Raw genomic sequence first — 25,278 nt, forward strand, 5'->3', positions numbered from 1 at the left:
CCTCAGCCTCGCAGCCGGGGGGCCCGCGCGTGTGATCGCTCGGGGCGGGTGCGGCCCCATTACACTTCGCGGCCCGTCCTGCGCCGATTCGGCATGGTTCCGGCCATCGGCCCTTTGTCGTCTCTTGACCTGTCCATGCCATGCGTCGACGATGAGCGGCACCGCACCGCCGCACAGCAAGCGCACAGCCCCCCACGACCCGACTCCCCACGAGGAGAGTTCATGCGACTTCGCATTCGCGGCTCAGGCGTCGGCGCCCCCGGCGCCCGGAGCGGCCGGCGGACCGCCGCCCTGGCCGCCCTGCTGTCCCTCGCCCTCGCGGCGCCCCTCTCCGCGACGGTCACCGACGCGGCGGCGGGCGGTGCCGCGAGGTCGGCGCCCTCCGCCGACGACATCCGTCAGTACGAGATCCACGTCCCGCACAGCACCCCCCAGCTGCGCACCGCGATCGCCGCGTCCGGCGTGAGCGTCGACGAGGCCGACGAGGAGACCGTGGTGGTCTCCGGCCGCGCGGAGCAGATCCGCAGGCTGCGCTCGCAGGGGTACGAGATCTCCGCGCCGGCCCCGGCCCCGGACCGGGCCGCCGACGGCGGGACACGGCTCTTCGACTTCCCGACCGCCGACGCGAAGTACCACAACTACGCCGAGACGACCGCCGAGATCGACCAGCGCATCGCCGCCCACCCGGGCATCATGAGCAAGCGCGTGATCGGCAAGTCCTACCAGGGCCGGGACATCGTGGCCGTCAAGATCAGCGACAACGTGGCCGTGGACGAGGCCGAGCCGGAGGTGCTGTTCACCCACCACCAGCACGCCCGCGAGCACCTCACCGTGGAGATGGCTCTGTACCTGATCCGCGAACTGGGCGACGGATACGGCTCCGACCCGCGGGTGACGAGCATGGTCGACGGCCGCGAGATCTGGATCGTCCCCGACCTCAACCCGGACGGCGGCGAGTACGACATCGCCACCGGCGCCTACCGCTCCTGGCGCAAGAACCGGCAGCCCAACTCCGGTTCCTCGTCCGTCGGCACGGACCTCAACCGGAACTGGAACTTCAAGTGGGGCTGCTGCGGCGGCTCTTCGGGGTCCACGTCCTCGGAGACCTACCGCGGCGCGTCCGCCGAGTCCGCGCCCGAGGTGAAGGTCGTCGCCGACTTCGTGCGCAGCCGGGTGGTGGGCGGCAAGCAGCAGATCACCGCCGGGATCGACTTCCACACGTACAGCGAGCTGGTGTTGTGGCCGTTCGGGTACACCTACTCCGACACCGCGACCGGGATGACCGCGGACGACAACGCCGCGTACCAGGCCGTCGGGCGGAAGATGGCCGCGAGCAACGGGTACACGGCCGAGCAGTCGAGCGACCTGTACATCACGGACGGGTCGATCGACGACTACCTCTGGGGCACGCAGAAGATCTTCTCGTACACGTTCGAGATGTATCCGACGTCCGGTGCGGGAGGCGGTTTCTACCCGCCCGACGAGGTCATCGAGCGGGAGACCTCCCGCAACCGGGACGCCGTGCTGCAGCTTCTCGAGAACGCGGACTGCATGTACCGGTCCATCGGGAAGCAGAGCCAGTACTGCGCCTGACTAGTCGTCGTCCTTGACGCCGGCGGACTCGGCGTCCGTGTCCTTGGCGCCCGCGGACTCGGCGTCGGCGGACTCGGCGTCAGGGGCGTCGGCGTCGCCTTCTTCGAAGTAGGCGTCGAGGACCGCGTCCAACTGGTCCTCCCACTCCTTGAAACGCGCCCTGGCCGTCGCCTCGATCTCGATCGGGTACCAGCGGCGGTCAGGCGTGTGCACCGTGATGGTGAACCGCTTGCCGAACCGCGGCGACTCCGTCTCGATCGCGCCGATCTCGTCCCAGCGGAACTCGCACGCCTCCTCGTCGAGCCGCAGGCGGACGCCCCGGGCGTCGGCGGTGAACCGGGCACGGCGGTCGGAGGCCTCGAAGACGGGGCCGTCGCCGGACTCGCCGTCGGCCGGGGACTCCGCCTCCTCGGCGGCGCTCTCCTCGACGACGGACCGCTCGGCGCCGGACTCCGCGGCGCCGGGCTCCGCGCCCTTCGCCTTCGCGCCCTTCGCCTTCGCGCCCTTCGCCTTCGCGTCCTCGGGCTTCGCGTCCTCGGCCTTCACCTCCCCGCTCTCGACGACCTCGTCCTCGGCCGACGTCCCGTCCGCCGGCTTCGCGGTCGCGGGCGACGTGAGCCCGGGGATGAATGCCGGGTCGAATCCGGCGCCCTCCAGGGGCTGGCTGCTCGAACCTATGCGCTGCTCCACAGCGGGCAGTATGGTCGAAGATCCTGTGCCGGACACAGCCAGCCCCTACTTCGTTACGCGAGTCGCGCACCGGATCCCGGCGAGACCCAGACGAAGAGGCTCAATACGGCCGCCATCGCGAACCCGGCCACCGAGAGCACCGTCTCCAGCACGGTCCACGTCCGCGGGGTGTCGCGCTCGCTGATGCCGAAGTACTCGGCCACCATCCGGAATCCGCCGTCGTCGACGTGCGAGGCGAAGATCGAGCCCGCCGGGACGGCCATGACGACGAGGGCCACGAAGGCCTGCGAGTGGTCGCCCTCGGCGAGCAGCGGCGCCACGATGCCCGCCGTCGTCACGATCGCCACCGTCGCCGAGCCCTGGGCGACCCGCAGCACCACCGAGATCGGGTGGGAGAGCACGATCACCGGCAGGCCGACGTCGTGGAAGGTGTCCGAGAGGGCCTGCGCCACACCGCTCGCCTTGAGGACCGCGCCGAAGATCCCGCCGCGCCGACGACCAGCAGGATGTAGCCGACCGGCTTCAGCGAGGCCGTCGAGAATACGGGAAGAGACGGGCTTCGGCCGGGCGGCTGTCGGTCGAGCAGCCGTCAGCCGAGGACGGCGAGCGCGTCGATCTCGACCAGGAGGCCCGCCGGGAGGCCGACGTAGACGGTGGTGCGGGCGGCGGGCGGGGCGGTGAGGGCCTGCTCCTCGAAGTAGGCGTTGTAGAGCTCGTTGAACTCGGCGAAGTGGCCGGTGTCCGTCAGGTAGACGCGGATCATCATCACGTCGTCCCAGCCCGCGTCGCCCTCCAGCAGGATCGCCTTGACGTTGGCGAGGGTCTGCAGGGTCTGCTCGCGCAGGGTGGGGCCGGCCGGGGTGGGAGGCTTGCCCGGCTCGGCGGGGAGGAAGCCGACCTGGCCCGCCACCTGCAGGATGTCGCCCTTCCTCACGCCGTGCGAGAACTTCGCGGGCGGGGTGGTGTGGGTGCTGGGGGTGAGCGCGGTCTTCTCGGTCATGCGGCGTTCATTCCTTTGCGGCTTGCGTGATCGGGTTCCGGCCGGAGTACTCGCCGCTGACGGCGTCCGCGGCGCGGCGCACCAGCGGGAGCAGGGTGAGGAGTTCGTCGGCGGTGACGACGACGTTCGGCGCGGACACCGACATCGCGGCGACCACCCGGCCGTCGGCGCCCCTGATCGGCGCGGCGACGCAGTTGATGGACTCCTCGTGGCCGCCGAGGTCGGTGGCCCAGCCCTGTTCGCGCACCTTCTCCAGCTCCCGCAGGAACGCGGGCGCGTCGGGCGTCGAACGGGCTGTGTACAGGGGGTAGTCGAGCTTCTCGGCGACGGCCCGCCGCTCGGGCTCGGGCAGATCGGCGAGGAGCAGTTTGGCGACGGCGGCGACGGTGATGGCGACGGGCCTGCCGATCCGCGAGTACATGCGCACCGGGTAGCGGCTCTCCACCTTGTCGATGTAGAGGACCTCGCCCTCCTCGTGGACGGCGAGATGGACGGTGTGGCCGCAGGCCTCGTTCAGCCGGACGAGGTGGGGGTGGGCGATCTCGCGGACGTCGAGGTTCTCCATCGCCTCCTGGGCGAGGGCGAAGAGGCGGGCGCCGAGGCGGTAGCGCTGGTCGGACTGGCGGTAGACGAGCCCGTGTTCATGGAGGGTGCGCAGCAGCCGCAGGGCCGTGGACTTGTGCACGCCGAGGCGGTCGGCGACCTGTCCGAGGTCGGCGGGGCCCTCGGCGAGCAGGGGCAGGATGCTCAGGGCGCGGTCGACGGTCTGGCTCATGGGGTGGGTGCCTCCTCCGGTGCGGCCGGGGCTTGCGTCCAGCCCGGGCCGAGTCGCAGTCTCCCCCACGCGCTGTCGTCGAGGGCGGCGAGCCGGTCGGCGTGGTCGCGGGAAGGGGGCGTGGCGAGGTCGCCGGGGACGGTGAGGGCGGCTGCGGCCATGAGGTGCCCGTGCCGGAGCCGGTCGCGCAGGGGCAGTCCGCGCAGGGTGGCGGAGAGGAACCCGGCGGCGAAGGCGTCCCCGGCTCCGACGGCGGCGACGACGTCGACCCGGGGGGCGGGGACGTGCAGGACGCGTTCCCGGTCGAAGACGGTGGCTCCGCGCTCCCCTTGTTTGACGACGAGCACCTCGGGGCCGGGCAGCGCGGCCCGTACGGCGTCAGGGCCGTCCAGTCCCCATACGTCGGCCGCCTCGTCGTCGCCGACGAACACCAGGTCGGCGCCGCGGGCCAGGTCGAGCAGGACGTGCGGGCTGTTGCCGTCGGTCCACAGCCGGGGGCGGTGGTTGACGTCGAAGGAGACGAGGGGCCGGCCGGGTGTGCGGGCCGTGAGGTCGCGCAGCAGGCCGAGGCAGTCCGCGGAGAGGGCCGCGGTGATCCCGGTGAGGTGCAGCACCCGGCCGGCCCGGACGGCGTCGAGCCCGACGGTGTCGGCGGACATCGCGGAGGCCGCGGACCCGGCGCGGTAGTAGGCCACCTCGTGGGCGTCGCCGGCCCGGTCGCCGGCGGTGCGGAAGTAGACGCCGGTGGGCCGGACCGGGTCGCGTCGCACCTGGCCGACGTCGACGCCGTAGGAGCCGACGGTCTCGACGAGGTGGTCGCCGAAGCCGTCCGCCCCGACCCGGCTGACCCAGCGCGCCGGGTGTCCGGCCGCCGCCAGGGCGCAGACCACGTTGGACTCCGCGCCGCCGATGCCCCGGTCGAAGGAGGGCACGTCGGCGAGGCGGCCGGGGCGGGACGGCACCAGGGCCACCATGGACTCGCCGAGCGCGACGACGTCCACGAGGCCGGGGGCGTTGCCGGCTCCGATGGCGGTCACGATCGTCGTGGCTCCCGAGACAGTGCGGGTCGGCTGCTCCGTTGACCCCGCGTTGGCCGAGATGTTAGACAGCGGTAGGCGACATACGCAATGGACGTTGCACAGCATGCAACGCTCCTGATCAGGGAGGTTCCATGAGCAGCGAGGCACCGGCGGCGCTGGCCGGGCTGGCCGAGGAACGCGTCGACCACCGCTTCAAGGGCCTCCCGCCGGACGCCGACGGCCTCACCGTCGGCGAACTGGCCGCCCAGCGCCGCAACCTCTTCACCGGCGGCTTCACCACCCCCGTGCTGGCCCTGTCGGCGGAGCGGCTGGAGCACAACCTCGCGCTCATGGAGACCTACGCCGCCCGCCATGGACTGGCCTTCGCCCCGCACGGCAAGACGTCCATGGCCCCGCAGCTCTTCCGGCGCCAGACCGACCGCGGCGCCTGGGGCATCACCCTGGCGGTCCCGCACCAGGTGCGGGTGGCCCGGGCGTACGGCGTCCAGCGAGTCTTCCTCGCCAACGAACTGGTGGACCCGGCCGCCCTGCGCTGGATCTCCGCCCAGCTCGACTCCGACGACGACTTCCGCCTCGTCGCTTACGTCGACTCCGTCCGCGGGGTCGAGCTGATGGACGCGGTCCTGCGCGGCGCGCGCCGCCCCCTCGACGTCGTGGTCGAACTGGCCGCCGGCGACGGCGCCCGCACCGGCGTGCGCACGGAGCGGGAGTGCGCGGCGGTCGCCGACGCGGTGGCCGCCGCTCCCGCCCTGCGACTGGTCGGGGTCGCGGGCTACGAGGGCGAGGTCCCGCGGGCCGATCCGGAGCGGGTGCGGGCCTGGCTGCGCCGGCTGGTCGCGCTCGCCGCCGGCTTCGACCGGGCGGGCCGGTTCGCGGGCGTCGAGGAGATCGTCGTCAGCGCGGGCGGCAGCGCCTGGTTCGACGCGGTCGCCGACGTCTTCAGCACGATCCCCGAACTCTCCGCGCCGGTGCTGAAGTTGCTGCGCTCGGGCGCCTACGTCTCGCACGACGACGGCCACTACCGCAAGCTGACGCCGTTCAACCGGGTGCCCGGGGAAGGCACGCTGGAGCCCGCGTTCAGGCTGTGGACCCAGGTCGTCTCCCGCCCCGCCCCCGACCAGGCGTTCGTCAACGCGGGCAAGCGCGACGCGGCCTACGACCTCGACCTGCCCGTCGCCCAGGCGATCCGCCGCGACGGCCGGGAACGGCCGGCGACCGGCGTCTCGGTGACCGCCCTGTCCGACCAGCACGCCTGGCTGCGCACCCTGCCCGAGGCCGACCTGGAGGTCGGCGACTGGGTGGGCCTCGGCCTGTCGCACCCGTGCACGTCCTTCGACAAGTGGCAGCTGATCCCGCTCGCCGAGGCGGACGGCACGGTCGTGGACTACGTCCGTACGTTCTTCTAGACACCGCCGACGACAGATCTGGCAGGAGGCACGGCATGGAAGACCTCGTCATCCGGGACGCCGACGTCGTCGACGGCACCGGCGCGGACTCCTACCGCGCGGACGTCGTGATCGACGGCGGCAGGATCGTCTCGATCGTCAAGGAGGCGGCGGCCGCGGGCTGCCAGCGCCCGAAGGCCGTGCGGGAGTTGGACGCGGAGGGGCTGGTCCTCTCCCCCGGCTTCATCGACATGCACGCCCACAGCGACCTCGCCCTGCTGCGCGATCCGGACCACAGCGCCAAGGCCGCCCAGGGCGTGACCCTCGAAGTCCTCGGCCAGGACGGCCTGTCGTACGCCCCCGTCGACGACCGCACCCTCGACGGAGTGCGCCGGGCCGTCGCCGGCTGGAACGGCCCCGGCGGCGACGTCGACTTCGACTGGCGTTCGGTGGGCGAGTACCTGGACCGCCTGGACCGCGGCTTCGAGGGCCGCGGCATCGCCGTCAACGCGGCCTACCTCGTCCCGCAGGGCACGGTCCGCGCGCTCGTCGTCGGCTGGGAGGACCGGCCGGCCGCGCCGCGGGAGCTCGACCGGATGCGACGACTGGTCGCGGAGGGCCTGGAGCAGGGCGCGGTCGGCCTGTCGTCCGGGCTGACCTACCCGCCCGGGATGTACGCCGAGAACGCCGAACTGACCGAACTGTGCCGGGTGGTGGCGCGGTACGGCGGCTACTACTGTCCCCATCACCGCAGTTACGGCGCCGGCGCGCTGGAGGCGTACGCGGAGACGATGGAGCTGACCGCGAAGGCGGACTGCGCCCTCCATCTGGCCCACGCCACCATGAACTTCGGCGTGAACGAGGGCCGGGCGCCGCAGTTGCTGGCCCTGCTGGACGAGGCCCTCGACTCGGGCGCCGACATCAGCCTGGACACCTACCCCTACACCCCCGGCTGCACCACGCTGGCGGCCCTGCTGCCCAGCTGGGCGAGCGAGGGCGGTCCGGCGCAGACCCTGCGCCGCCTGGCGGACGACGTGACGGCCGAACGCATCCGCCACGACCTGGAGGTGACCGGCGCGGACGGCTGCCACGGAGTGCCGGTGGACTGGGAGACGATCGAGATCTCGGGCGTGACCGACCCGGCGCTGGGCGACTTCGTCGGCCGCACGGTCCGCGCGTCGGCCACCCGTCGGGGCGAGGCCCCGTGGACGACGGCGCGCCGCCTGCTGATCGAGGACGGACTCGGCCCGACGATCCTGCAGCACGTGGGCCACGAGGAGAACGTGCGCGCGATCATGCGCCACCGCGTCCACACGGGCGGCTCGGACGGCGTCCTGACGGGCGCCAAGCCGCACCCGCGCGCGTACGGCACCTTCCCGCGCTATCTCGGCCACTACACACGGGAGCTGGGGATCCTGACCCTGGAGGAGTGCGTGGCCCGTCTGACCGGCCGTCCGGCGGCCCGTCTCCGGCTTCCGGACCGGGGCCTGGTCCGCGAGGGCTACCGGGCCGACCTGGTGCTGTTCGACCCGGGGACGGTGGCGGCGGGCTCGACCTACGCGTCCCCGCGCACCCTGCCCACGGGCATCCCGCACGTCCTGATCGACGGCCGCTTCGTGATCGAGGACGGCCGGCGGACGGACGTGCTGGCCGGGCGGGCGGTCCGTCGCAGTCCCGTGTGACGGACCGCCCCGCCGCGCTTGCCTACGGCTTGGGCAGGGTGCACCCGCTCTTGTTCAGGCTGAGCTGGTTGCCGGTCGTGAAGCAGGCCGGGATCAGGTAGGTCTCCTGGGCGTAGTTGATGCCCTCGCGGACGGTGACGTTGCCGCTCGCGTCGACCTCGCACGGGTTGTTCTCCGTGCAGCGCTGGCCGTCCTCGTTGCCGGTGTTGTTGACGGCGACGACCTTGCCGGTGGACTGGTCGATCACCGGCGACCCGGAGGTGCCGCCGATGGTCTGGCAGGCGGAGGTGTAGCGGACCGAGTCCTTCCAGGTCCAGTCGCCCTCCTTGAGGCGGTAGACGAACGCGTCGATGTTGCAGCTGTAGAGCCGCTTCCAGTAGCCGGAGGCCACCGTGATGGCGGTGCCGGCGGTCGGGTGGGTGTCCTGCACGGTCAGCGCGGAGATCCCGTAGGCGTTCTTGATCGACGCGTAGGTGCTGGTGAGCTGGTAGATCGAGACGTCCGTGTCGGTCATCGTCCCGTAGGCCAGCTTGCTCGCGCGCAGGGTGGCGACCTTGGTGCCGGCCGAGTTCAGCAGCCCGAAGGTGCGGCTGGAGGCCTGGTTGACGAGCACCTCGCCCGGCTCGGGGAAGCCGGTCGACAGGCAGTGGCCGTTGGAGAGCACCAGCGCCGGGTCGGTGTCCAGGGAGCTCGGGAAGCGGATGACCGATCCGGAGCAGTTGCTGAGCGCGACGGTGCCGGCCAGGTTGACGGCCCGCAGCGCGGGGGCGGCCGCCTCGGTCCCGGCCGTCGCGGTCCCGGCCGCCTTCGCACCGGACGAGGCGGGCGCGGCGACCGCGGGCGCCGCGCCCGCTCCGGCGATGGCCAGGGCGAAGAACGCGGCGACGAGAGGCTTTCTCATGTGGGGGTCCCCTCTGCACGACAGGACGACCGGAGATCTTCCGGTCGCCCGTTGAATTGTCATGTGCATTCTGATTACCGAGGGGGGCGCGGGCAAGGAGTCTTTTCCGGCCGGAAGTTGGCGCGATCCGCCGTAGCGCATACGGCCCGGCCCGCCCGCCGGGACGGCCACGACGGCCGGCCTCCGACGGCCCGGAGCTCGCGTCGAGCGGGCGGCCCCACGGCGGCCGTACGAACGAATCACCCTAAAGCGCCAGTCTCACGTGGTGGAAAACACCCCCCGGGAGGCGTTACCCGGCCGTAAGCTCCCAGACATGCAGGTGATCCAGTCGACCAAGCTCGCCAACGTCTGTTACGAGATCCGGGGCCCGGTTCTCGAGGAGGCGATGCGCCTGGAAGCGGCCGGCCACCGCATCCTCAAGCTGAACACCGGCAACCCGGCCGCCTTCGGCTTCGACTGCCCGCCGGAGATCTTGGAGGACATCCTCCGCAACGTCTCCACGGCGCACGGCTACGGCGACGCGAAGGGCCTGCTGGCCGCGCGCCGGGCCGTCGTGATGCACAACCAGACCCTCGGCATCGAGACGGACGTCGAGCACGTCTTCATCGGCAACGGCGTCTCCGAGCTGATCGTCATGGCGATGCAGGGCCTGCTGGACGACGGCGACGAGGTCCTGGTCCCGGCCCCCGACTACCCGCTGTGGACCGCGGCCGTCTCGCTCTCCGGCGGCACCGCCGTGCACTACCGGTGCGACGAGCAGGCGGACTGGATGCCGGACCTCGCCGACGTCGAGCGCAAGGTCACCGACCGCACCAAGGCCATCGTCATCATCAACCCGAACAACCCGACGGGCGCGGTGTACGACGAGGCGATGGTGCGGGGGCTGACCGACATCGCCCGCCGCCACAACCTGCTGGTCTGCTCCGACGAGATCTACGACAAGATCCTCTACGACGGCGCCGTCCACACCCCCACCGCCAAGGTCGCCCCGGACCTGCTCACCCTCACCTTCAACGGCATGTCCAAGGCGTACCGGGTGGCCGGCTACCGGGTCGGCTGGATGGCCATCTCCGGACCGCGCGCGCACGCCGACTCCTACATCGAGGGTCTGACGATCCTGGCGAACATGCGCCTGTGCGCGAACATGCCGGGCCAGCACGGGGTGGTGGCCGCGCTCAGCGGGCGTCAGACGATCGGCGACCTGGTGCTGCCGGGCGGCCGGCTCAAGGAGCAGCTGGACACGGCGTACGACCTGCTGACGCAGATCCCGGGCGTGACGTGCGTGCGGCCGAAGGGGGCGCTGTACCTGTTCCCGCGCCTGGACCCGGCCGTCTTCAAGATCAAGGACGACCGGCGGATGGTCCTGGACCTGCTGCGACAGGAGAAGATCATGGTCGTCCAGGGCACCGGCTTCAACTGGCCCGAGCCCGACCACTTCCGGGTCGTCACCCTCCCGTCGGCGACGGACCTGCGGGACGCTGTCGGCCGGATCGCCCGCTTCCTGGACGGCTACAGCCAGCCTTAAACCCGATTCCGGCAGCGACTTTATGAGCGACGCAACTTTAGACGGAATCCAAGCTAGGATGGTTTCCTGACAGCACGGGAGGCCATCTCATGTACGAGCCGATCCGCACCAAGTCGGTCCACAGCACGATGGCCGGCGCGCCCTCGGACTTCCCCCACCGCTCTCGCGAGGAGGAGCTGGACATCCAGCTCGCCGGTCATCTCGCGGCACTGCTCGCCGTCACCGACGAGCTGCGCGCGACGGCCCCCTCCGCCGACCTGGACACCGCCGCCGCACGGCTCGCCCAGCAGGTGACCCGGCTGCGGGAAGGGCGGACGCCGGTCCGCTCGCCCCTCGCCGCCGACCCGGCCGAGCCGCGTCTCACGGCCGCGCACGAGCGGGCGCACGCCCTGGCGGGCCGCGCCCTTCTGGTCGCCGCCTCCCGCGCGGACACCGCGGCGGCGATCCTGGCGGCCCAGCGCATGGACGCGCACGCCGCCGCCCTGGTGGAGGACGCCGCCGGACCGGGGACGGCCAAGGAACTGAGCGCCGCCGGCTGAACCCCCCTCCCGGGCCCCTTCCGGGAACTTCCCTGCGGGGAACCTCGAACGGCCCCGGTCCGCGTGCACCCGCAGCGACGCGCGGACCGGGCGCCATTTTCCTCCGCGCAAGGGCCGGTCGAGGCGCACTCCGAACCGTGTGCGGGGCGTTGCACCCACCTGGAGTCGTACATCTACGGGGACAAGGTCCCCTTCGGCCCCCGGATCGTGGAGACCGCCGACTTCCGGCGCTACGGGAAGGCCGGCGACCGCGTGGAGCCACGTGCTCCCGGGACACGGGCAGAGACAGGCGAGGGCCTGTCGTCGTCCTCCCGTCGGGGCGGACGGGGAGACGACGACAGGCCCATGGCCGCGTACGCCGTTGTACGCAGCTCGCCGCTTCGCACCGCGGCCGACCGTGACGATCACTGGTCAGGGCTCATCCATGCCGGCCGCGGAGTCTTGTGCGGGGCTCACCTCAGCCCAGGCGCTCCACGAGCGCGCGGTACTCGTCCCACAGCTCCTTGGGGGTGTGGTCGCCGAAGGTGTTGAGGTGCTCGGGGACCAGGGCGGCCTCCTCGCGCCAGATCTCCTTGTCGACGGTCAGGAGGAAGTCGAGGTCCTCGTCGTCGAGTCGCAGGCCCTCGGTGTCGAGGGCCGCCTTCGTCGGCAGGACGCCGATCGGGGTCTCGACGCCGTCGGCCTTGCCGTCCAGACGCTCCACGATCCACTTCAGGACGCGGGAGTTCTCGCCGAAGCCGGGCCAGACGAACGCGCCTTCGTCGTTCTTGCGGAACCAGTTGACGTAGTAGATCCTCGGCAGCTTCGCCGGGTCCTTGTCCTTGGCGACGTCGACCCAGTGGCCCATGTAGTCGCCCATGTTGTAGCCGCAGAACGGCAGCATGGCGAAGGGGTCGCGGCGCAGCTCGCCGACCTTGCCCTCGGCGGCGGCGGTCTTCTCGCTGGCCACGTTGGCGCCGAGGAAGACGCCGTGGTTCCAGTCGAAGGACTCCGTCACCAGCGGGACCGCGCTCGCGCGCCGGCCGCCGAAGAGGATCGCCGAGATCGGCACGCCCCGCGGGTCCTCCCACTCGGGCGCGATGATCGGGCACTGGGCGGCGGGGGTGGTGAAGCGGGCGTTGGGGTGCGCGGCCGGGACGCCGGACTCGGGCGTCCAGTCGTTGCCCTTCCAGTCCGTGAGGTGGGCGGGAGTCTCCTCCGTCATGCCCTCCCACCAGACGTCGTTGTCGTCGGTGAGGGCGACGTTGGTGAAGACCGAGTTGCCCCAGAGCGTCTTCATGGCGTTGGCGTTGGTGTGCTCGCCGGTGCCGGGCGCGACGCCGAAGAAGCCGGCCTCGGGGTTGATGGCGTACAGACGGCCGTCCTCGCCGAAGCGCATCCAGGCGATGTCGTCGCCGATGGTCTCGACGGTCCAGCCGGAGATCGTGGGCTCCAGCATGGCCAGGTTGGTCTTGCCGCAGGCGCTCGGGAAGGCGGCGGCGACGTACTTGGACTCGCCGGAGGGCGGGGTGAGCTTGAGGATGAGCATGTGCTCGGCGAGCCAGCCCTCGTCGCGGGCCATGACGGAGGCGATGCGCAGGGCGTAGCACTTCTTGCCGAGCAGGGCGTTGCCGCCGTAGCCGGAGCCGTAGGACCAGATCTCGCGGCTCTCGGGGAAGTGCGAGATGTACTTGGTGGAGTTGCACGGCCACGGGACGTCCGTCTCGCCCTCGGCCAGCGGCGCTCCGAGCGTGTGCACGGCACGCACGAAGAACCCGTCGGAGCCGAGTTCGTCCAGCACCGGCTGTCCCATGCGGGTCATGGTGCGCATGGACACGGCGACGTAGGCGGAGTCGGTGATCTCGACGCCGATCGCGGAGAGGTCCGAGCCGAGCGGTCCCATGCAGAACGGGACGACGTACATCGTGCGGCCGCGCATCGAGCCGCGGAACAGGCCCTTGTCGCCGGTGAAGATCTCCCGCATCTCGGCGGGGGCCTTCCAGTGGTTGGTCGGGCCCGCGTCCTCCTCCTTCTCGGAGCAGATGAAGGTGCGGTCCTCGACGCGCGCGACGTCGGTGGGATCGGAGGCGGCGTAGTAGGAGTTCGGGCGCTTGATCGGGTCGAGCCTCTTGAAGGTGCCCTTCTCGACGAGCTCCCCGCACAGGCGCTCGTACTCGGCCTCGGATCCGTCACACCAGACCACGTTGTCCGGCTGCGTCAGTTCGGCGATCTCGTTCACCCAGGAGACGAGTTCCTGGTGGTCGGTGGGGATGACGGGGGGAGCCGCGATGTCGCGCGCCACGATTGCTCCTAAAAAGAGGGATTTTTTGTTGGAGGCCCCGTGGGGGCTGCGACCCGGATGCTTCTCGGTGGTGACCTGGGGCGCTCATCCGGTGTCGACCGCACTCATTTGATCATCCGATGATACCGCCCATATGTCCAGAGGGCCTCACAGGTGAGCGGAGTGAGGATGGCCACGTGTAGAAACGCCACTTTGCGTCCACTTGACGTTCAGGCGGTCGCCCGTTGACCCAACTCCCCCCGGGGCGCCGACCGGCGGCATCGCGGTGCTGGTCCTGGTGCTCGTCGGCGGACTCCTCCACAGCGCCGGCGGCGTGATCTACGGCATCAAGCGCCCCAACCCCTCCCCGCGCTGGTTCGGCTTCCACGAGGTGTTCCACTCCCTCACGCTCGCCGCGTTCGTCGTCCACTGCGTCGGCATCTCCCTGGTCGCCCACGGACACGGTTGACCACCGGCACCCCTGCTCCCTCTCGCCGGTCCCGCGAGGGCGGCCCTGAAGGGCGGCGCCCGACTGCCCGACAATGAGTTCCATGACGGCCGCACGCATCAGCCCTCCCGCCGACCGCCCGCGTCCGGGTCTGCGTGAGCGCAAGAAGATCAAGACCCGTGAGGCGATCCGCGCCGCGACCTACGCGCTGGTCGAGGAGCAGGGTTACGACGCCACGACGACCGACCAGATCGCCGAGCGCGCCGAGGTGTCGCCGTCGACCGTCCTCCGCTACTTCCCGACCAAGGAGGACATCGTCCTCCCGGACGAGTACGAGCCGGCCCTGCTGGAGGAACTGCGCTCCCGCCCCCGGGACGAGCCGTGGAAGCAGTCCGTCCGCCACGTGATGCTGGCCGCCGCCCGCACCGGCGTCGAGGGCGACGTCGACGTGGCGCGGCTGCGCACCCGCCTGCTCGTGGAGGCCCCGGCGGTGCGCTCGCGGATGAGGGAGAGCATGTCGGTCACCGGCCGGACGCTCCGCGTCGCCATCGCCGGGCGCACCGGCCGCGACCCCGACAGCCTGGAGGTCCGCATCCACGCCATGTCACTCATGGGCTGTCTGATGGAGACCTCCCTCTACTGGGCGGAGAACGGCCACCAGGGCGACTTCACCGCCCTCCTCGACCGCGCTCTGGACGTCGTGGAGCACGGGCTGAACCAGGAAAACGGCTGAGCCCGCGCCGCTCCCCCGTGCCATCCTGACCAGGTGAACGCACAACGGATCCGCGTCGAAGTCGCGCCCGAGCTGGCCCTGTTCGTCCCGCCCGCCCGGCGCGCCGGCCCCACCGACCTCGCCGTCGACGGCGTCTCGACCCTCGGCCACGTCGTCGAGTCGCTCGGAGTCCCGCTCACCGAGGTCGGCGCCCTGCTCGTCGACGGCCGGGAGACGCCCGCCTCGCACATCCCCGCCGACGGCGAATCGGTCGGCGTGCGCCCGGTCGCCCGCCCTCAGCGGGTCCCGGGAGCCCCGCTGCGCTTCCTCCTCGACGTCCACCTCGGCACCCTCGCCCGCCGGCTGCGCCTGCTCGGCGTGGACGCCGCCTACGAGTCGACGGACATCGGCGACCCGGCCCTCGCCGCCCGCTCGGCAGCCGAACGACGGATCATGCTCAGCCGGGACCGGGGCCTGCTGCGCCGCCGTGAACTGTGGGCGGGCGGTTACGTCTACAGCACCGCCCCCGAGGAGCAACTGCGCGACGTCCTCGACCGGTTCGCGCCCGAACTGCGCCCCTGGACCAGATGCACCGCCTGCAACGGCCTGCTGCGGCAGGCCACCAAGGACGAGGTCGCCGACCAGCTGCGCCAGGGCACCCAGCAGTCCTACGACGTCTTCGCCCAGTGCCGCTCCTGCGGCCGCGCCTACTGGAAGGGCGCGCACCACGAGCAGCTGGTCGCCATCGTGGAACGCGCCCTGGCGGAGTTCGCGGGCTAGCCGGCGCCGGGGGCCCTCAGCCGCTCAGCGCGTCGCGCAGTCGCTCGGGGTCGGTGGTGGGGGCGTCGCAGGTGAAGCCGCGGCAGACGTAGGCGGTCGGCGCGCCGCCGACCAGCGGCCGGTCGGCGAGGAGCGGGAACTCGTCGCTGCCGACGGCGCCGAACGCGACGACGGCTCCCGGGGCGGTGCCGAGCAGCGCCGTGCGGTGCAGGTCCTTCGCCGCCTGGTCGTCGGGCCCGGATCCGACGACCGCGACCTCGCGCGGACCGTCGAGCAGCGCCTCGGCGGCGGCCAGCCCCCAGCCGATGAACCGGGGAACGCGCGGCCCGAGCGCCTTCACCACGCCCAACGCCCGTTCGGCGGCGGTGCGATGGGGCTCCGAGCCGGTCTGGGCCGCGTAACCGAGCAGAGCGCCCGCGGCGGCCGTCCAGCCGGAGGGCACGGCGTTGTCGGTCGGATCCTGCGGACGTCGGATGAGCTGCTCGGCGTCCGCGGCGGTGTCGTACAGCGCGCCCGACTCGGCGTCCGCGAACCGGTTCAGGACGTGGTCGAGCAGGAACCCGGCGAACTCCAGCCAGACGCCCTCGCCGGTGACGGAGGCGAGGGCGAGGAACCCCTCGGCGACGTCGGCGTAGTCCTCCAGGACGCCCGCGTTCGCCCCGACGTGCCCGTCCTTGCTGGTGCGCGCGATGCGGGCCTGGTCGTCGAGGTGCAGCCGGACGAGGAGGTCGGCGGCGGCGAGGGCGGCGTCGACGAGATCCGGCCGGTCGAAATAGGCGCCCGTCTCGGCGAGCGCGGCGATCGCCAGCCCGTTCCAGGCGGCGACGACCTTGTCGTCCCGGCCGGGAGCGGGGCGCTCGGACCGGGCCCGGAACAGCCGGCTCCTGATCGACTCGATCTTCGCGGCGTCGGACAGACCGTCCTCCCGCGGGAGTTGCAGAACCGAGGAGCCGTGCTCGAAGGTGCCGTCCTCGGTCACGCCGAAGTGGCGGGCGGCCAGTTCCGCGTCCTCCTCGCCCAGCACGTCCGTCAACTGCGCGGGCGTCCAGGCGTAGTAGGCGCCCTCGACGTGCCGGCCGGCGCCGTCGTCACTGTCGGCGTCGAGCGCCGAGGCGAACCCGCCCTGCTCGGTGCGCAGCTCCCGCACCATGAAGTCGGCCGTCTCCAGGGCGACCCGCCGCGCGAGCTCGGAGCCCGTGGCGCGCCACAGGTGTGCGTAGGCACGGCACAGCAGCGCGTTGTCGTAGAGCATCTTCTCGAAGTGCGGCACGATCCAGTCGCGGTCCACGGAGTACCGGGCGAACCCGCCGCCGAGCTGGTCGTAGATCCCGCCGCGGGCCATCTGTTCACACGTGTCGCGGGCCATCTGCAGCGCGCCCTCGGCCCCGGTCCGCGCGTGGTGGCGCAACAGGAACTCGATCACCATGGACGGTGGGAACTTCGGCGCCCCGCCGAACCCGCCGCGCTGCGGGTCGTACTCCCGGGTCAGCCCGAGCAGCGCCTGCGACAGCTCCTGCTCGCCGGGGGCCAGGCTGTCGCCGAACGAGATCTCCCGCCCCGCCAGATCCCGGACGATCTTCCCGGCGACCTCGGCGACCTCGTCCCGCCGGTCCGTCCAGGCCTGCGCGACCCCTTCCAGCACCTGCCGGAAGGAGGGCATGCCGTGACGCGGCTCGGGCGGGAAGTACGTGCCGAAGTAGAAGGGCTCGGCCTCGGGCGTCAGGAACACGGTCATGGGCCAGCCGCCCTGCCCGGTGGCCGCCTGCACGGCTTCCATGTAGACGGCGTCGACGTCGGGCCGCTCCTCCCGGTCGACCTTGATGTTGACGAAGTGGTCGTTCATGTAGGCCGCGACCGCCGCGTCCTGGAAACTCTCCCGCGCCAGGACATGGCACCAATGACAGCTGGAATAGCCGACGCTCAGGTGCACGGGAACACCCCGCCGGCGCGCCTCCTCGAACGCCTCCGCCGACCAGGGCCACCAGTCGACCGGGTTGTCGGCGTGCTGGAGCAGGTAGGGGGACGTCTCATGGGCCAGTCGGTTCGGCATGGAGTCCATCCTGCCGCAGTACCCACCCCGAGCGGCGGCAGGCGTGTCCCGCCGGTGACGTCACCCCCGCGAGGCGACCGCCCGCCCCCGGCCGGCGCGGGATCCGGCGATCGGGGGGCCTCCGCCCCCTCGCGCCTCGCAGCCGGCCACAGCACACTTGACCAAGGAAAGCGGTGACCGCCGGAGGGGGACGGGACATGCGGGACGGTCATAGGGCCGACGTCGAGCGGTTGTTGGCGCGGGCCGTGGAGGAGGAGGTGCGCCGGTCCGGCGGGCGCGCCGACCGGCAGACGCTGATGACGCGGGCGCGCGGCGCGCTGGACGCCATGGCGCAGACGGCAGCCGGGGAGTACGAGGCGTACGCGCGCGCCCTGGACGAGTCGGACGCCCGGCGCGTCAGCTTCGGGCAGCGCTACGCGCGCGAGGGCGGCCGCACTCCGCTGCTGGTGGCGGGCGTTGCCGCCGTCACGGCCGCCGTCGCGGACCTCGCGCTCGGCACCGGCACGGGCACGGCTCTGGGCGCCGGGGTGACCGTGGGGGTCGTCGGGGCCGCCGCGACCGTCGTGAAGGTGGCCGGGACGCATCTGCCGGCCGCGCACCACCGGGCCGGCGAGGCGGCACAGCCCGGCGGCGCCGAACAGGCGCGGCTGCAGTGGCTCACGGCGCTGGAGGTGCGCGGCATCCGCCCCTTCCTGGACCAGCAGCGGGTGCTGAGCGCGACGACCGGGCCCAAGAAGCTCCCGGGACCGCGACTGCGCGGCACGGACAAGAGCGCGGCGGCCCGCGGGCGCACCGTGCTGGAGCAGTCGTTCGCCCAGCTCCCCGAGCCCGTGGGTCCGTTCGCCGGACGCCGGACGGAGCTGGCGCGGATCCGGCAGTGGGTGCAGGCCTCGCGCGCCGGCACCGAGACCCGGCCCACCGTGGTGGTGCTGCACGGCGACCCCGGCAGCGGCCGCACCACGCTCGCGGTGCGGGCCGCGCACGATCTGCGCGACCAGTTCCGCGGCGCGTGCGTGGTGGACCTGCGCGGCGACAGCGCGCAGGAGACGCCGCTGCCCACCCGGGACGCCCTGCTGCATCTCCTGAACCGTCTCGGCGCACCCCGCGAGCAGCTCCTCTTCCGCGAGCGCTCCTCGGCGCAACAGCAGGTCAAACGACTCGGCGAGCTGTACCACCAGCATCTGACCGGGCTGCCGGTGACGGTGATCCTCGACGACGCCTCGGACCCCGAGCAGGTGCGCGCGCTCGTCCCCGAACGCTCCGAGAGCCTGGTGCTGGTGACCGCCCGCTCCCCCCTCGCCCTGCCCGCCGAGCTGTCGCCCTGGGTGCACGAGCTCGCGGTGCGGCCCCTGGAAGCGGCGGGCGCGGAGGAACTGCTCGGCGCCGCGGCGCAGGAGTCCTGCGGCCCCTACGACGCCGAGTCCGCCGACCGGATCACACGTTTGTGCGGCGGGCTGCCGCTGGCGCTGCGCGTGGCGGGCTCCTCGCTGGGTCCTCGTTCGCCGCGCGCGCTGGCGGCCGACCTCGATGCCTACGGTCCGGTACAGCCCGTCGAGCGGGCGCTGTGGCTGCGCTACACCGACCAGCCGGACACGACCCGCAGGCTGCTGCGCCGGCTGGCGCTGGCCGGGCGGGCCTCCCTCGGCGCCGCGGCGGCCGCCGCGCTGCTCGCCACCGACCGCGCGGAGGCGGCCCGCCACCTCACGGCCCTCGCCGACGCCGGGCTGGTCGACCGCGTGCGCGGCGACCGCTACCGGCTGCACGACCTGGTGCGCGCCTTCGCCGAGGCCCGCCTCCAGGACGAGGAACCGCCGAGCGAGCGCGCGGCGGCCCAGGAACGGCTGATCGTCAGCTACGCCGAGCTCGCCGACTCGGTGCTGCGGCTGGTCGACGGGAACGTGTCGACCCGCTCGGACCGGTTCACCCCGCACGGGTTCACCTCCCTGGACGAGGCGCTGCGCTGGCTGGACGACGAGTCGAGCTTCATCACGGCGACGCTGCGGCACGCCGAGGGCGTCGACCAGAACGCCGTGATGAGCCTGCTGGGCGCGCTGTGCGACTACTGCCTGCTGCGCGGCGACCTCTACCGGCTCGGCGAGATCAGCGAGCTGGCCCAGTCGGTCGGCCAGGACCTGCTGGTGCGGTCCGTGCAGTGGCGTACCGGTATCGCCGCCCGTCAGCTGGGCGAACTGGACAAGGCCCGCACGACGCTCAGCTCGGTGGTCGACCTCTACCTGCAGGCGCACCACGACGCGGGCGCGGCACGCGCCCTGTGCTCGCTGGGCATCACCCTGCACCACCAGGGCCTGCTGACCCAGGCGGCGGCGAAACTGCGGGAGGCCATGGACCTGCAGGCCCCGCCCGAGCTGGCCACGGACCGGGCCTGGACGATGCACGCGCTGGCGGCGGTGGAACGCGACAGGGCGCATCTGGCCGAGGCCCTGGACCTCCTCACCCGGTCTCTGGTCCTGCACCGCGAGGGCGGCTCCGTGCACGGCGAGGCCTGGGCGCACTTCCAGCTGGGCCAGCTGCACCTGCGCCGCGGCGACGTCGAGCGGGCGCGGGGCGACCTGCGGCGGGCCCTCGACCTGTACGGCCGCACCCGCGACGCCCGCGGCGAGGCCTGGGCCCTCACCCAGCTGGCCCGGGCCCGGCTGATCGCCGGGGACCCGGGTCCGGCGGCGGAGGACCTGCGCCGGGCGGCGGCCCGGCACCGGGACAACGAGGACGCGCGCGGCGAGGCGTGGACGGTGTACTACCTGGGCCTGGCGCTGGAGGAGACGGGCGACCTGGACGACGCCGTCCGCGAGCTGGAGCGTTCCCGCTCCCTGTTCTCCCGGATGCGGGACGTCTACGGGCTGGCCTGCGCCCGCCATCACTCGGCCCGGGTGACCCGCGACCAGCGCGCCGCCCGGACCGGTTCACTGCTCAACTCGGGGTTCGCCCGTCAGCTCCTGGTCGACGCCCGCGCCGACTTCCAGCGCATCGGCGTCGCCCACGGCGAGGCCTGGACCTGCCTGGAGCTCGCGATCGTCGACGCGGGCAACACGCGTGCGCAGGCCGCTCTGGCCCTGTGCGAGGAGGCGGCGGCGTTGTTCGCGTCCTATGGCGACCGGCGCGGCGAGGACTGGGCGCGCTTCCTGCGCTGCACCCTGCTGCCGTACGCGGCCCCGGGCGGCGTCGAGGTCGGCACGGCGGTGGCCCAGGAGGAGCTGGCCCGGCTGGTCCGGGCTGACCACCCGCTGCGCGACTCGGGGCTGACCGAGTGCCTGGAGGCCTACGGCCTGCTCCTGGAGCGAGGCGTCCGCCTGGAATCGGGCTGGCAGGCCTGGCGCCTGGGCCTGGTCCCCGGCAGGCCCGCCCGCGAGGTCATGGGCGTGGAGGTGAACATCGTCCCGGACCCGGCGGCCGGGACCGGGAAGGACGCCGAGGACACCGGGAACGGGAACAGGACCGGGCACGCGACCGGAGCCGGCTGAGCCGGGCGCCGGGGTCGGGAGCCGAGCCGGGCGTGGGAGGGCGGGGGTGGGGCGGGCTGCCCGCCCCACCCCCGCTCACGTGCTCCTCGCTCGCCTGCTCCTCGTGCCTCAGCTCGCCGACGAGGGCTTGCCCGTCGTCTTGCCGGTCGGGGCCTTCGCCGGGTCCGCCGGGTCCTTGAAGTCGACCTTGCCCATGTGCTTGCTCATGGACCTCATCAGGCCCCACACCGCCAGCGCCATCGCCGCGAAGACGATGAAGCCGAGGACGCCGGGAGTGACCTTGTTCTCGTCGACCTCCTTGGCGAGGGGGACGAGGTGCGTCATTGCCAGGCTCACGCTTGCGCTCATATCAGGCATTGTCGCGGATGCCCGCGAAGAGGTCGTCCTCGGGGAGGGAGGTATCGACGCGGGACTTCGCGAGCTCGTACTCCTCCGTCGGCCAGACCTCGCGCTGGATGTCCATCGGCACGCGGAACCAGCCGCCGTCCGGGTCGATCTGCGTGGCGTGGGCGATCAACGCCTTGTCGCGGATCTCGAAGAAGTCGGCGCACGGAACGTGCGTGGTGAGCGTGCGCTCCCGCTGTCCGAACTCCTCCCAGCGCTTGAGCCACTCCCCGTAGGGGGACTCCATGCCGCGCTCGATCAGCGCGTGGTGCAGCGCCTCGGTGCGGGGCCGGTTGAAGCCCTGGTTGTAGTACAGCTTCAGCGGCTCGTAGGCGGGCCCGAACTCGCTCTCGGGGTACTTCTCGGTGTCGCCCGCGCCCTCGAAGGCCACCATCGAGATCTTGTGGGTCATGATGTGGTCGGGGTGCGGGTAGCCGCCGTTCTCGTCGTAGGTGGTGATCACCTGGGGACGGAAGGAGCGGATCTGCCTGACCAGTTCGCCGGCCGCCTTGTCGACGTCCTCCAGCGCGAAGCAGCCCTCGGGCAGCGGCGGGAGCGGGTCGCCCTCGGGAAGCCCGGAGTCGACGAAGCCCAGCCACTCCTGCTGGACGCCGAGGATCTCCCTGGCCTCGTCCATCTCCTTCTTGCGTACCTCGTGGATGTGCTCCTCGATGTACTTGTCGCCCTGCAGCTTGGGATTGAGGATGGAGCCGCGCTCCCCGCCCGTGCAGGTCACGACCAGCACGTCCACCCCCTCGGACACGTACTTCGCCATGGTGGCCGCGCCCTTGCTCGACTCGTCGTCGGGGTGCGCGTGAACGGCCATCAGTCGCAGCTGGTCAGTCAAGACTCAATCCTCGGTAAGTCGGCGCCCGGAGTGACCCGGCGCGATCGCAGGCTTCTATAGTGACCGAATCGGGGGACGAAAAATTCCGCGCCGAGAGGACGATCATGAGCACGGCGAGCACGCGACCGCCCGAGGGCCGTTACGGCCGTTCCTCGGACGACCGCGCCGACCGCAAGCTCAAGATCGCCGGTGTCGTCCTGGGCGCGCTGCTCCTGGCGCTGATGGGCTACTTCGCGTATCACTACGTCGGCCAGAACAAGATCAGCGCCGAGGTGATCACGTTCAAGGCGACCTCGGACGACGCCGTCGACGTCCACCTGGAGGTCCGCAAGGACTCCGGCGTCAGCGGCTACTGCACGGTCCGCTCCCAGTCCGCCGAGGGCGCCGAGGTGGGCCGGGCGGACTTCCGCTTCTCCGGTGCGGACTCGCGCATCGACAAGGTGGTCACCCTGCGGACGACGGCGAGGGGCACGACGGCGGAGCTGCTCGGCTGCCACGCCGACTGACTCCGGGCCGCCCACACGGCCGGCCTCCTCCGCAATACGTACGCACTGACCTGCGCCGACGTAATTCTGGTGGCTTATGTCCTCCCCCTTCGGCCGCTGAATTGTTAGGCTCGTGGTTTCGCCCATCACCTGAGGAACATGCTTCTGGGCAGGGCGATGCTTTGTATATCCAGTACCGACGAGGAGCACCTGTGACCCAGACCAGCGAGTCCGTCACCTGGCTGACCCAGGAGGCGTACAACAAGCTCAAGGTCGAGCTTGAGTACCTTACTGGTCCTGCGCGCACGGAGATCGCCGCCAAGATCGCCGCCGCGCGCGAGGAGGGGGACCTGCGTGAGAACGGTGGGTACCACGCGGCCAAGGAGGAGCAGGGCAAGCAGGAGCTCCGTGTGCGCCAGCTGACCCAGCTTCTCGAGAACGCGAAGGTCGGCGAGGCTCCGGCCTCCGCGGACGGCGCGGTGGCGCCCGGCATGGTCGTGACCATCGCCTTCGACGGCGACGAGGACGACACCATGACCTTCCTGCTCGCCTCGCGCGAGTACGCGAGCTCCGACATCGAGACCTACTCGCCGCAGTCCCCGCTGGGCACCGGCGTGATCGGTCACAAGGTCGGCGAGGAGGCGGAGTACGAACTGCCGAACGGCAAGAAGGCCTCCGTGCGCATCCTCAAGGCCGAGCCCTACAACGCCTGAGCCGGGTCCCCACCCGCACCTCGCCCTTACCGGGCCTTCCCGGCGAAACCCCCGGCGCCTCGTGCCGCCGGGGGTTTCGCCGTGCCGGGCCGCGCGCCCCGCTACGTCCTTCTCACGCCGTGGCCGAGCGGTACTTGCGGACCGCCAGCGTCCGGAAGAGCACGATGATCAGCACGGAGTAGATCAGCGAGGCCCAGACCGGGTGCACCATGGGCCAGGCGTCGGAGGGCGACCGGCCCGGGTTGGCGAACAGCACCCGGCAGGCCTGGACGGTGGCGCTGAACGGGTTCCACTCGGCGATGTGGCGCAGCCAGGGCGTCATGTTGGTGGTGTCGACGAACGCGTTGGAGATGAAGGTCACCGGGAAGAGCCAGATCAGCCCTCCGGAGGTGGCCGCCTCGGGGGTGCGGACGGTCAGCCCGATCAGGGCGCCGATCCAGGTGAACGCGTAGCCGAGCAGGAGCAGCAGTCCGAAGGCTCCCAGCACCCGGACGGCGTCGGTCTCGCCGTCGGAGCCGACCCGCCAGCCGACCAGGAGCGCGACGATCGCCAGGACCAGCAGGGTGAGCGCCGTCTGGACGAGGTCGGCGAGGGTGCGGCCGGTGAGCACCGCGCCGCGCGCCATGGGCAGGGAGCGGAAGCGGTCGATGAGGCCCTTGTGCATGTCGTCGGCTATGCCGGCGCCGGCGCCCGCGGTGGCGAAGGTGACGGTCTGCGCGAAGATGCCCGCCATGAGGAAGTTCTTGTAGTCGGTGGCGCTGGTGCTGCCGCCGATCCGCATGGAACCACCGAACACGTACGTGAAGAGCACCACGAACATGATGGGCTGGATGAGCCCGAAAATGACCACTTCCGGAATGCGGACCATGCGGATCAAGTTGCGTTTTGCAACGACCAGGGAGTCGCGGACCGGCTGTCCCAGCGAGTTGGCGGGCCTGGGCGCCGCGCCGCGTGCGGCGTCGGTGACGGCACTCATCTGACGGTCTCCCTCTCGTTGCGTCCCTTGTCTTCGTTCTCCTCCGCCTTCGCCTCGGCCATGTGTCCCGTCAGGGACAGGAAGACGTCGTCGAGGGTGGGGCGGCGCAGGCCTATGTCGTCGATCTCGATGCCGCGGGCGTCGAGCTCGCGGATGACCTCGGCGAGCAGCTTGGCGCCGCCGGTCACCGGCACGGTGAGCCGGCGAGTGTGCTGTTCGACCGTGGTCTCGCCCTTCCCGAAGCCGGACAGCACCTCCTGGGCCAGGGTGATGTGGCGCCGCTCGTGCACCACGACCTCCACGCGCTCGCCGCCGGTGCGGGCCTTGAGCTCGTCCGAGGTGCCGCGGGCGATGACCCGGCCGTGGTCGACGACCGCGATGTCGTGCGCGAGATGGTCGGCCTCTTCGAGGTACTGGGTGGTCAGCAGCAGCGTCGTGCCGCCGGAGACCAGCCGCTTGATCACCTCCCACAGCAGCTGGCGGTTGCGCGGGTCGAGACCGGTCGTCGGCTCGTCCATGAACATCACGGGCGGCGAGACCACCAGCGCCGCGGCCAGGTCGAGGCGGCGGCGCATGCCTCCCGAGTAGGTCTTGGCGGTGCGGTCGGCGGCGTCCGCGAGGCCGAACTCGTCGAGCAGCTCGACCGCCCGCGCCTTCGCCGCGCCGGCCTTCATCTGGTAGAGCCGCCCGACCATCTGGAGGTTCTCTCGGCCGGTCAGGTACTCGTCGACCGCGGCGAACTGGCCGGACAGGCCGATCGAGCGGCGCACCTGGTCGGGCTGCTTGAGCACGTCGAAGCCGGCGACCACGGCCCGGCCCCGGTCGGGGCGCAGCAAGGTGGTCAGACAGCGGACCGCGGTCGTCTTGCCCGCGCCGTTCGGCCCGAGCAGGCCCAGGACGGTGCCCTGCGGCACGTCCAGGTCGACGCCGTCCAGAGCCTTGACGTCGCCGAAGGTCTTCACCAGACCTTCGGCGTAGATGGCGCCTGGCATATCAGTCTCCACGTCGTCGGGG

The 25,278-nt window shown here is 72.0% G+C and carries 21 protein-coding genes and 2 pseudogenes; 11 read left to right on the forward strand and 12 right to left on the reverse strand.

Annotation, left to right across the window (positions count from 1 at the left end; genetic code table 11):
• The first annotated feature begins 222 nt into the window (after window positions 1-222).
• Window positions 223-1,593 (forward strand): M14 family metallopeptidase, encoded by a 1,371-nt coding sequence (locus ACFVYK_RS04175; RefSeq protein ID WP_389768247.1) that lies wholly within the window; start codon window positions 223-225, stop codon window positions 1,591-1,593.
• Here ACFVYK_RS04175 and ACFVYK_RS04180 read toward each other — a convergent pair whose 3' ends face one another.
• From ACFVYK_RS04180 to ACFVYK_RS04200, 5 genes and pseudogenes are all read right to left on the reverse strand, one after another.
• Window positions 1,594-2,283 carry a hypothetical protein gene (locus ACFVYK_RS04180; protein WP_389768249.1) on the reverse strand — a complete coding sequence of 230 codons (690 nt, stop codon included), beginning with the start codon at window positions 2,281-2,283 and terminating at the stop codon, window positions 1,594-1,596.
• 53 nt (window positions 2,284-2,336) lie between these two features.
• Window positions 2,337-2,836, reverse strand: a pseudogene (locus tag ACFVYK_RS04185) (GntP family permease); the annotation flags it as partial.
• Between the two features lie 36 nt (window positions 2,837-2,872).
• A complete protein-coding gene (locus ACFVYK_RS04190; protein ID WP_389768251.1) occupies window positions 2,873-3,283 on the reverse strand; it encodes a RidA family protein in 411 nt (136 codons plus the stop codon).
• 7 nt (window positions 3,284-3,290) lie between these two features.
• The gene (locus ACFVYK_RS04195; protein WP_389768253.1) at window positions 3,291-4,058 is read right to left on the reverse strand and encodes an IclR family transcriptional regulator; all 768 of its coding nucleotides are present in this window, start codon (window positions 4,056-4,058) and stop codon (window positions 3,291-3,293) included.
• Window positions 4,055-5,095: a sugar kinase gene (locus tag ACFVYK_RS04200; RefSeq protein ID WP_389768255.1), complete on the reverse strand. Its 1,041-nt coding sequence runs from the start codon at window positions 5,093-5,095 to the stop codon at window positions 4,055-4,057. The genes ACFVYK_RS04195 and ACFVYK_RS04200 overlap by 4 nt, the downstream gene beginning before the upstream one ends.
• A 134-nt stretch (window positions 5,096-5,229) precedes the next feature.
• Between ACFVYK_RS04200 and ACFVYK_RS04205 the strand changes: the two genes are divergently transcribed.
• A complete protein-coding gene (locus ACFVYK_RS04205) occupies window positions 5,230-6,504 on the forward strand; it encodes an amino acid deaminase (RefSeq protein WP_389768256.1) in 1,275 nt (424 codons plus the stop codon).
• Between the two features lie 35 nt (window positions 6,505-6,539).
• Window positions 6,540-8,165 carry an amidohydrolase family protein gene (locus tag ACFVYK_RS04210; protein WP_389768258.1) on the forward strand — a complete coding sequence of 542 codons (1,626 nt, stop codon included), beginning with the start codon at window positions 6,540-6,542 and terminating at the stop codon, window positions 8,163-8,165.
• 22 nt (window positions 8,166-8,187) lie between these two features.
• Here the strand turns inward: ACFVYK_RS04210 and ACFVYK_RS04215 are convergent, their stop codons facing one another.
• Entirely contained in the window at window positions 8,188-9,066 is an 879-nt protein-coding gene (locus tag ACFVYK_RS04215) for a serine protease (RefSeq protein WP_389768260.1), read from the reverse strand.
• A 313-nt stretch (window positions 9,067-9,379) separates the two neighbouring features.
• Here ACFVYK_RS04215 and ACFVYK_RS04220 point away from each other — a divergent pair, with 313 nt between their 5' ends.
• Together ACFVYK_RS04220 and ACFVYK_RS04225 are read left to right on the forward strand one after the other, a co-directional pair.
• Window positions 9,380-10,591, forward strand: a complete 1,212-nt coding sequence (locus tag ACFVYK_RS04220) for a pyridoxal phosphate-dependent aminotransferase (protein ID WP_389768262.1) — start codon at window positions 9,380-9,382, stop codon at window positions 10,589-10,591.
• Between the two features lie 89 nt (window positions 10,592-10,680).
• Window positions 10,681-11,130: a hypothetical protein gene (locus ACFVYK_RS04225; RefSeq protein WP_389768264.1), complete on the forward strand. Its 450-nt coding sequence runs from the start codon at window positions 10,681-10,683 to the stop codon at window positions 11,128-11,130.
• A gap of 457 nt (window positions 11,131-11,587) precedes the next feature.
• Here the strand turns inward: ACFVYK_RS04225 and ACFVYK_RS04230 are convergent, their stop codons facing one another.
• The gene (locus ACFVYK_RS04230) at window positions 11,588-13,411 is read right to left on the reverse strand and encodes a phosphoenolpyruvate carboxykinase (GTP) (RefSeq protein ID WP_389768266.1); all 1,824 of its coding nucleotides are present in this window, start codon (window positions 13,409-13,411) and stop codon (window positions 11,588-11,590) included.
• A 250-nt stretch (window positions 13,412-13,661) separates the two neighbouring features.
• Between ACFVYK_RS04230 and ACFVYK_RS04235 the strand changes: the two are divergent.
• From ACFVYK_RS04235 to ACFVYK_RS04245, 3 genes and pseudogenes are all read left to right on the forward strand, one after another.
• A pseudogene (locus ACFVYK_RS04235) lies at window positions 13,662-13,859 on the forward strand (hemolysin III family protein); the annotation flags it as partial.
• Between the two features lie 73 nt (window positions 13,860-13,932).
• The gene (locus ACFVYK_RS04240) at window positions 13,933-14,571 is read left to right on the forward strand and encodes a TetR/AcrR family transcriptional regulator (protein ID WP_389768268.1); all 639 of its coding nucleotides are present in this window, start codon (window positions 13,933-13,935) and stop codon (window positions 14,569-14,571) included.
• 33 nt (window positions 14,572-14,604) lie between these two features.
• Window positions 14,605-15,330 carry a Mut7-C RNAse domain-containing protein gene (locus ACFVYK_RS04245; RefSeq protein ID WP_389768270.1) on the forward strand — a complete coding sequence of 242 codons (726 nt, stop codon included), beginning with the start codon at window positions 14,605-14,607 and terminating at the stop codon, window positions 15,328-15,330.
• 16 nt (window positions 15,331-15,346) lie between these two features.
• Here the strand turns inward: ACFVYK_RS04245 and ACFVYK_RS04250 are convergent, their stop codons facing one another.
• The gene (locus ACFVYK_RS04250) at window positions 15,347-17,380 is read right to left on the reverse strand and encodes a thioredoxin domain-containing protein (protein ID WP_389768271.1); all 2,034 of its coding nucleotides are present in this window, start codon (window positions 17,378-17,380) and stop codon (window positions 15,347-15,349) included.
• A gap of 197 nt (window positions 17,381-17,577) precedes the next feature.
• Between ACFVYK_RS04250 and ACFVYK_RS04255 the strand changes: the two genes are divergently transcribed.
• Window positions 17,578-20,859, forward strand: a complete 3,282-nt coding sequence (locus ACFVYK_RS04255) for a tetratricopeptide repeat protein (protein WP_389768375.1) — start codon at window positions 17,578-17,580, stop codon at window positions 20,857-20,859.
• Between the two features lie 108 nt (window positions 20,860-20,967).
• On the opposite strand, the gene ACFVYK_RS04260 is transcribed toward ACFVYK_RS04255, so the two are convergent.
• On the reverse strand, window positions 20,968-21,216 hold the full coding sequence (locus ACFVYK_RS04260; RefSeq protein ID WP_389768273.1) for a hypothetical protein: 249 nt from the start codon (window positions 21,214-21,216) through the stop codon (window positions 20,968-20,970).
• Entirely contained in the window at window positions 21,209-22,069 is an 861-nt protein-coding gene (gene mca / locus ACFVYK_RS04265) for a mycothiol conjugate amidase Mca (protein ID WP_389768377.1), read from the reverse strand. The genes ACFVYK_RS04260 and mca overlap by 8 nt, the downstream gene beginning before the upstream one ends.
• Before the next feature lie 125 nt (window positions 22,070-22,194).
• On the opposite strand from mca, the gene ACFVYK_RS04270 reads away from it, so the two are divergent.
• Both ACFVYK_RS04270 and greA read left to right on the forward strand, forming a co-directional pair.
• On the forward strand, window positions 22,195-22,596 hold the full coding sequence (locus ACFVYK_RS04270) for a DUF4307 domain-containing protein (RefSeq protein WP_389768275.1): 402 nt from the start codon (window positions 22,195-22,197) through the stop codon (window positions 22,594-22,596).
• A gap of 191 nt (window positions 22,597-22,787) precedes the next feature.
• Window positions 22,788-23,288 carry a transcription elongation factor GreA gene (gene greA / locus ACFVYK_RS04275; RefSeq protein WP_389768277.1) on the forward strand — a complete coding sequence of 167 codons (501 nt, stop codon included), beginning with the start codon at window positions 22,788-22,790 and terminating at the stop codon, window positions 23,286-23,288.
• Between the two features lie 112 nt (window positions 23,289-23,400).
• Here greA and ACFVYK_RS04280 read toward each other — a convergent pair whose 3' ends face one another.
• Together ACFVYK_RS04280 and ACFVYK_RS04285 are read right to left on the reverse strand one after the other, a co-directional pair.
• Complete coding sequence (locus ACFVYK_RS04280) at window positions 23,401-24,264, reverse strand: ABC transporter permease (RefSeq protein WP_389768279.1); 864 nt, start codon at window positions 24,262-24,264, stop codon at window positions 23,401-23,403.
• A complete protein-coding gene (locus ACFVYK_RS04285) occupies window positions 24,261-25,256 on the reverse strand; it encodes an ATP-binding cassette domain-containing protein (protein WP_389768281.1) in 996 nt (331 codons plus the stop codon). The genes ACFVYK_RS04280 and ACFVYK_RS04285 overlap by 4 nt, the downstream gene beginning before the upstream one ends.
• Window positions 25,257-25,278 lie beyond the last annotated feature (22 nt).

Origin of the sequence: Streptomyces sp. NPDC058291 (genome assembly GCF_042880855.1) — a bacterium.
Taxonomy (GTDB): domain Bacteria; phylum Actinomycetota; class Actinomycetes; order Streptomycetales; family Streptomycetaceae; genus Streptomyces.

Bases quoted from the DNA above. Each gene is read 5' to 3' on its own strand.
- ACFVYK_RS04255 (WP_389768375.1), top strand. From the start codon at position 17,578: ATGCGGGACGGTCATAGGGCCGACGTCGAGCGGTTGTTGGCGCGGGCC.
- ACFVYK_RS04240 (WP_389768268.1), top strand. From the start codon at position 13,933: ATGAGTTCCATGACGGCCGCACGCATCAGCCCTCCCGCCGACCGCCCG.
- ACFVYK_RS04215 (WP_389768260.1), bottom strand. From the start codon at position 9,066: ATGAGAAAGCCTCTCGTCGCCGCGTTCTTCGCCCTGGCCATCGCCGGA.
- ACFVYK_RS04225 (WP_389768264.1), top strand. From the start codon at position 10,681: ATGTACGAGCCGATCCGCACCAAGTCGGTCCACAGCACGATGGCCGGC.
- ACFVYK_RS04175 (WP_389768247.1), top strand. From the start codon at position 223: ATGCGACTTCGCATTCGCGGCTCAGGCGTCGGCGCCCCCGGCGCCCGG.
- ACFVYK_RS04285 (WP_389768281.1), bottom strand. From the start codon at position 25,256: ATGCCAGGCGCCATCTACGCCGAAGGTCTGGTGAAGACCTTCGGCGAC.
- ACFVYK_RS04205 (WP_389768256.1), top strand. From the start codon at position 5,230: ATGAGCAGCGAGGCACCGGCGGCGCTGGCCGGGCTGGCCGAGGAACGC.
- ACFVYK_RS04220 (WP_389768262.1), top strand. From the start codon at position 9,380: ATGCAGGTGATCCAGTCGACCAAGCTCGCCAACGTCTGTTACGAGATC.
- ACFVYK_RS04195 (WP_389768253.1), bottom strand. From the start codon at position 4,058: ATGAGCCAGACCGTCGACCGCGCCCTGAGCATCCTGCCCCTGCTCGCC.
- ACFVYK_RS04260 (WP_389768273.1), bottom strand. From the start codon at position 21,216: ATGCCTGATATGAGCGCAAGCGTGAGCCTGGCAATGACGCACCTCGTC.
- ACFVYK_RS04280 (WP_389768279.1), bottom strand. From the start codon at position 24,264: ATGAGTGCCGTCACCGACGCCGCACGCGGCGCGGCGCCCAGGCCCGCC.
- ACFVYK_RS04190 (WP_389768251.1), bottom strand. From the start codon at position 3,283: ATGACCGAGAAGACCGCGCTCACCCCCAGCACCCACACCACCCCGCCC.
- ACFVYK_RS04210 (WP_389768258.1), top strand. From the start codon at position 6,540: ATGGAAGACCTCGTCATCCGGGACGCCGACGTCGTCGACGGCACCGGC.
- ACFVYK_RS04250 (WP_389768271.1), bottom strand. From the start codon at position 17,380: ATGCCGAACCGACTGGCCCATGAGACGTCCCCCTACCTGCTCCAGCAC.
- mca (WP_389768377.1), bottom strand. From the start codon at position 22,069: ATGGCCGTTCACGCGCACCCCGACGACGAGTCGAGCAAGGGCGCGGCC.
- ACFVYK_RS04270 (WP_389768275.1), top strand. From the start codon at position 22,195: ATGAGCACGGCGAGCACGCGACCGCCCGAGGGCCGTTACGGCCGTTCC.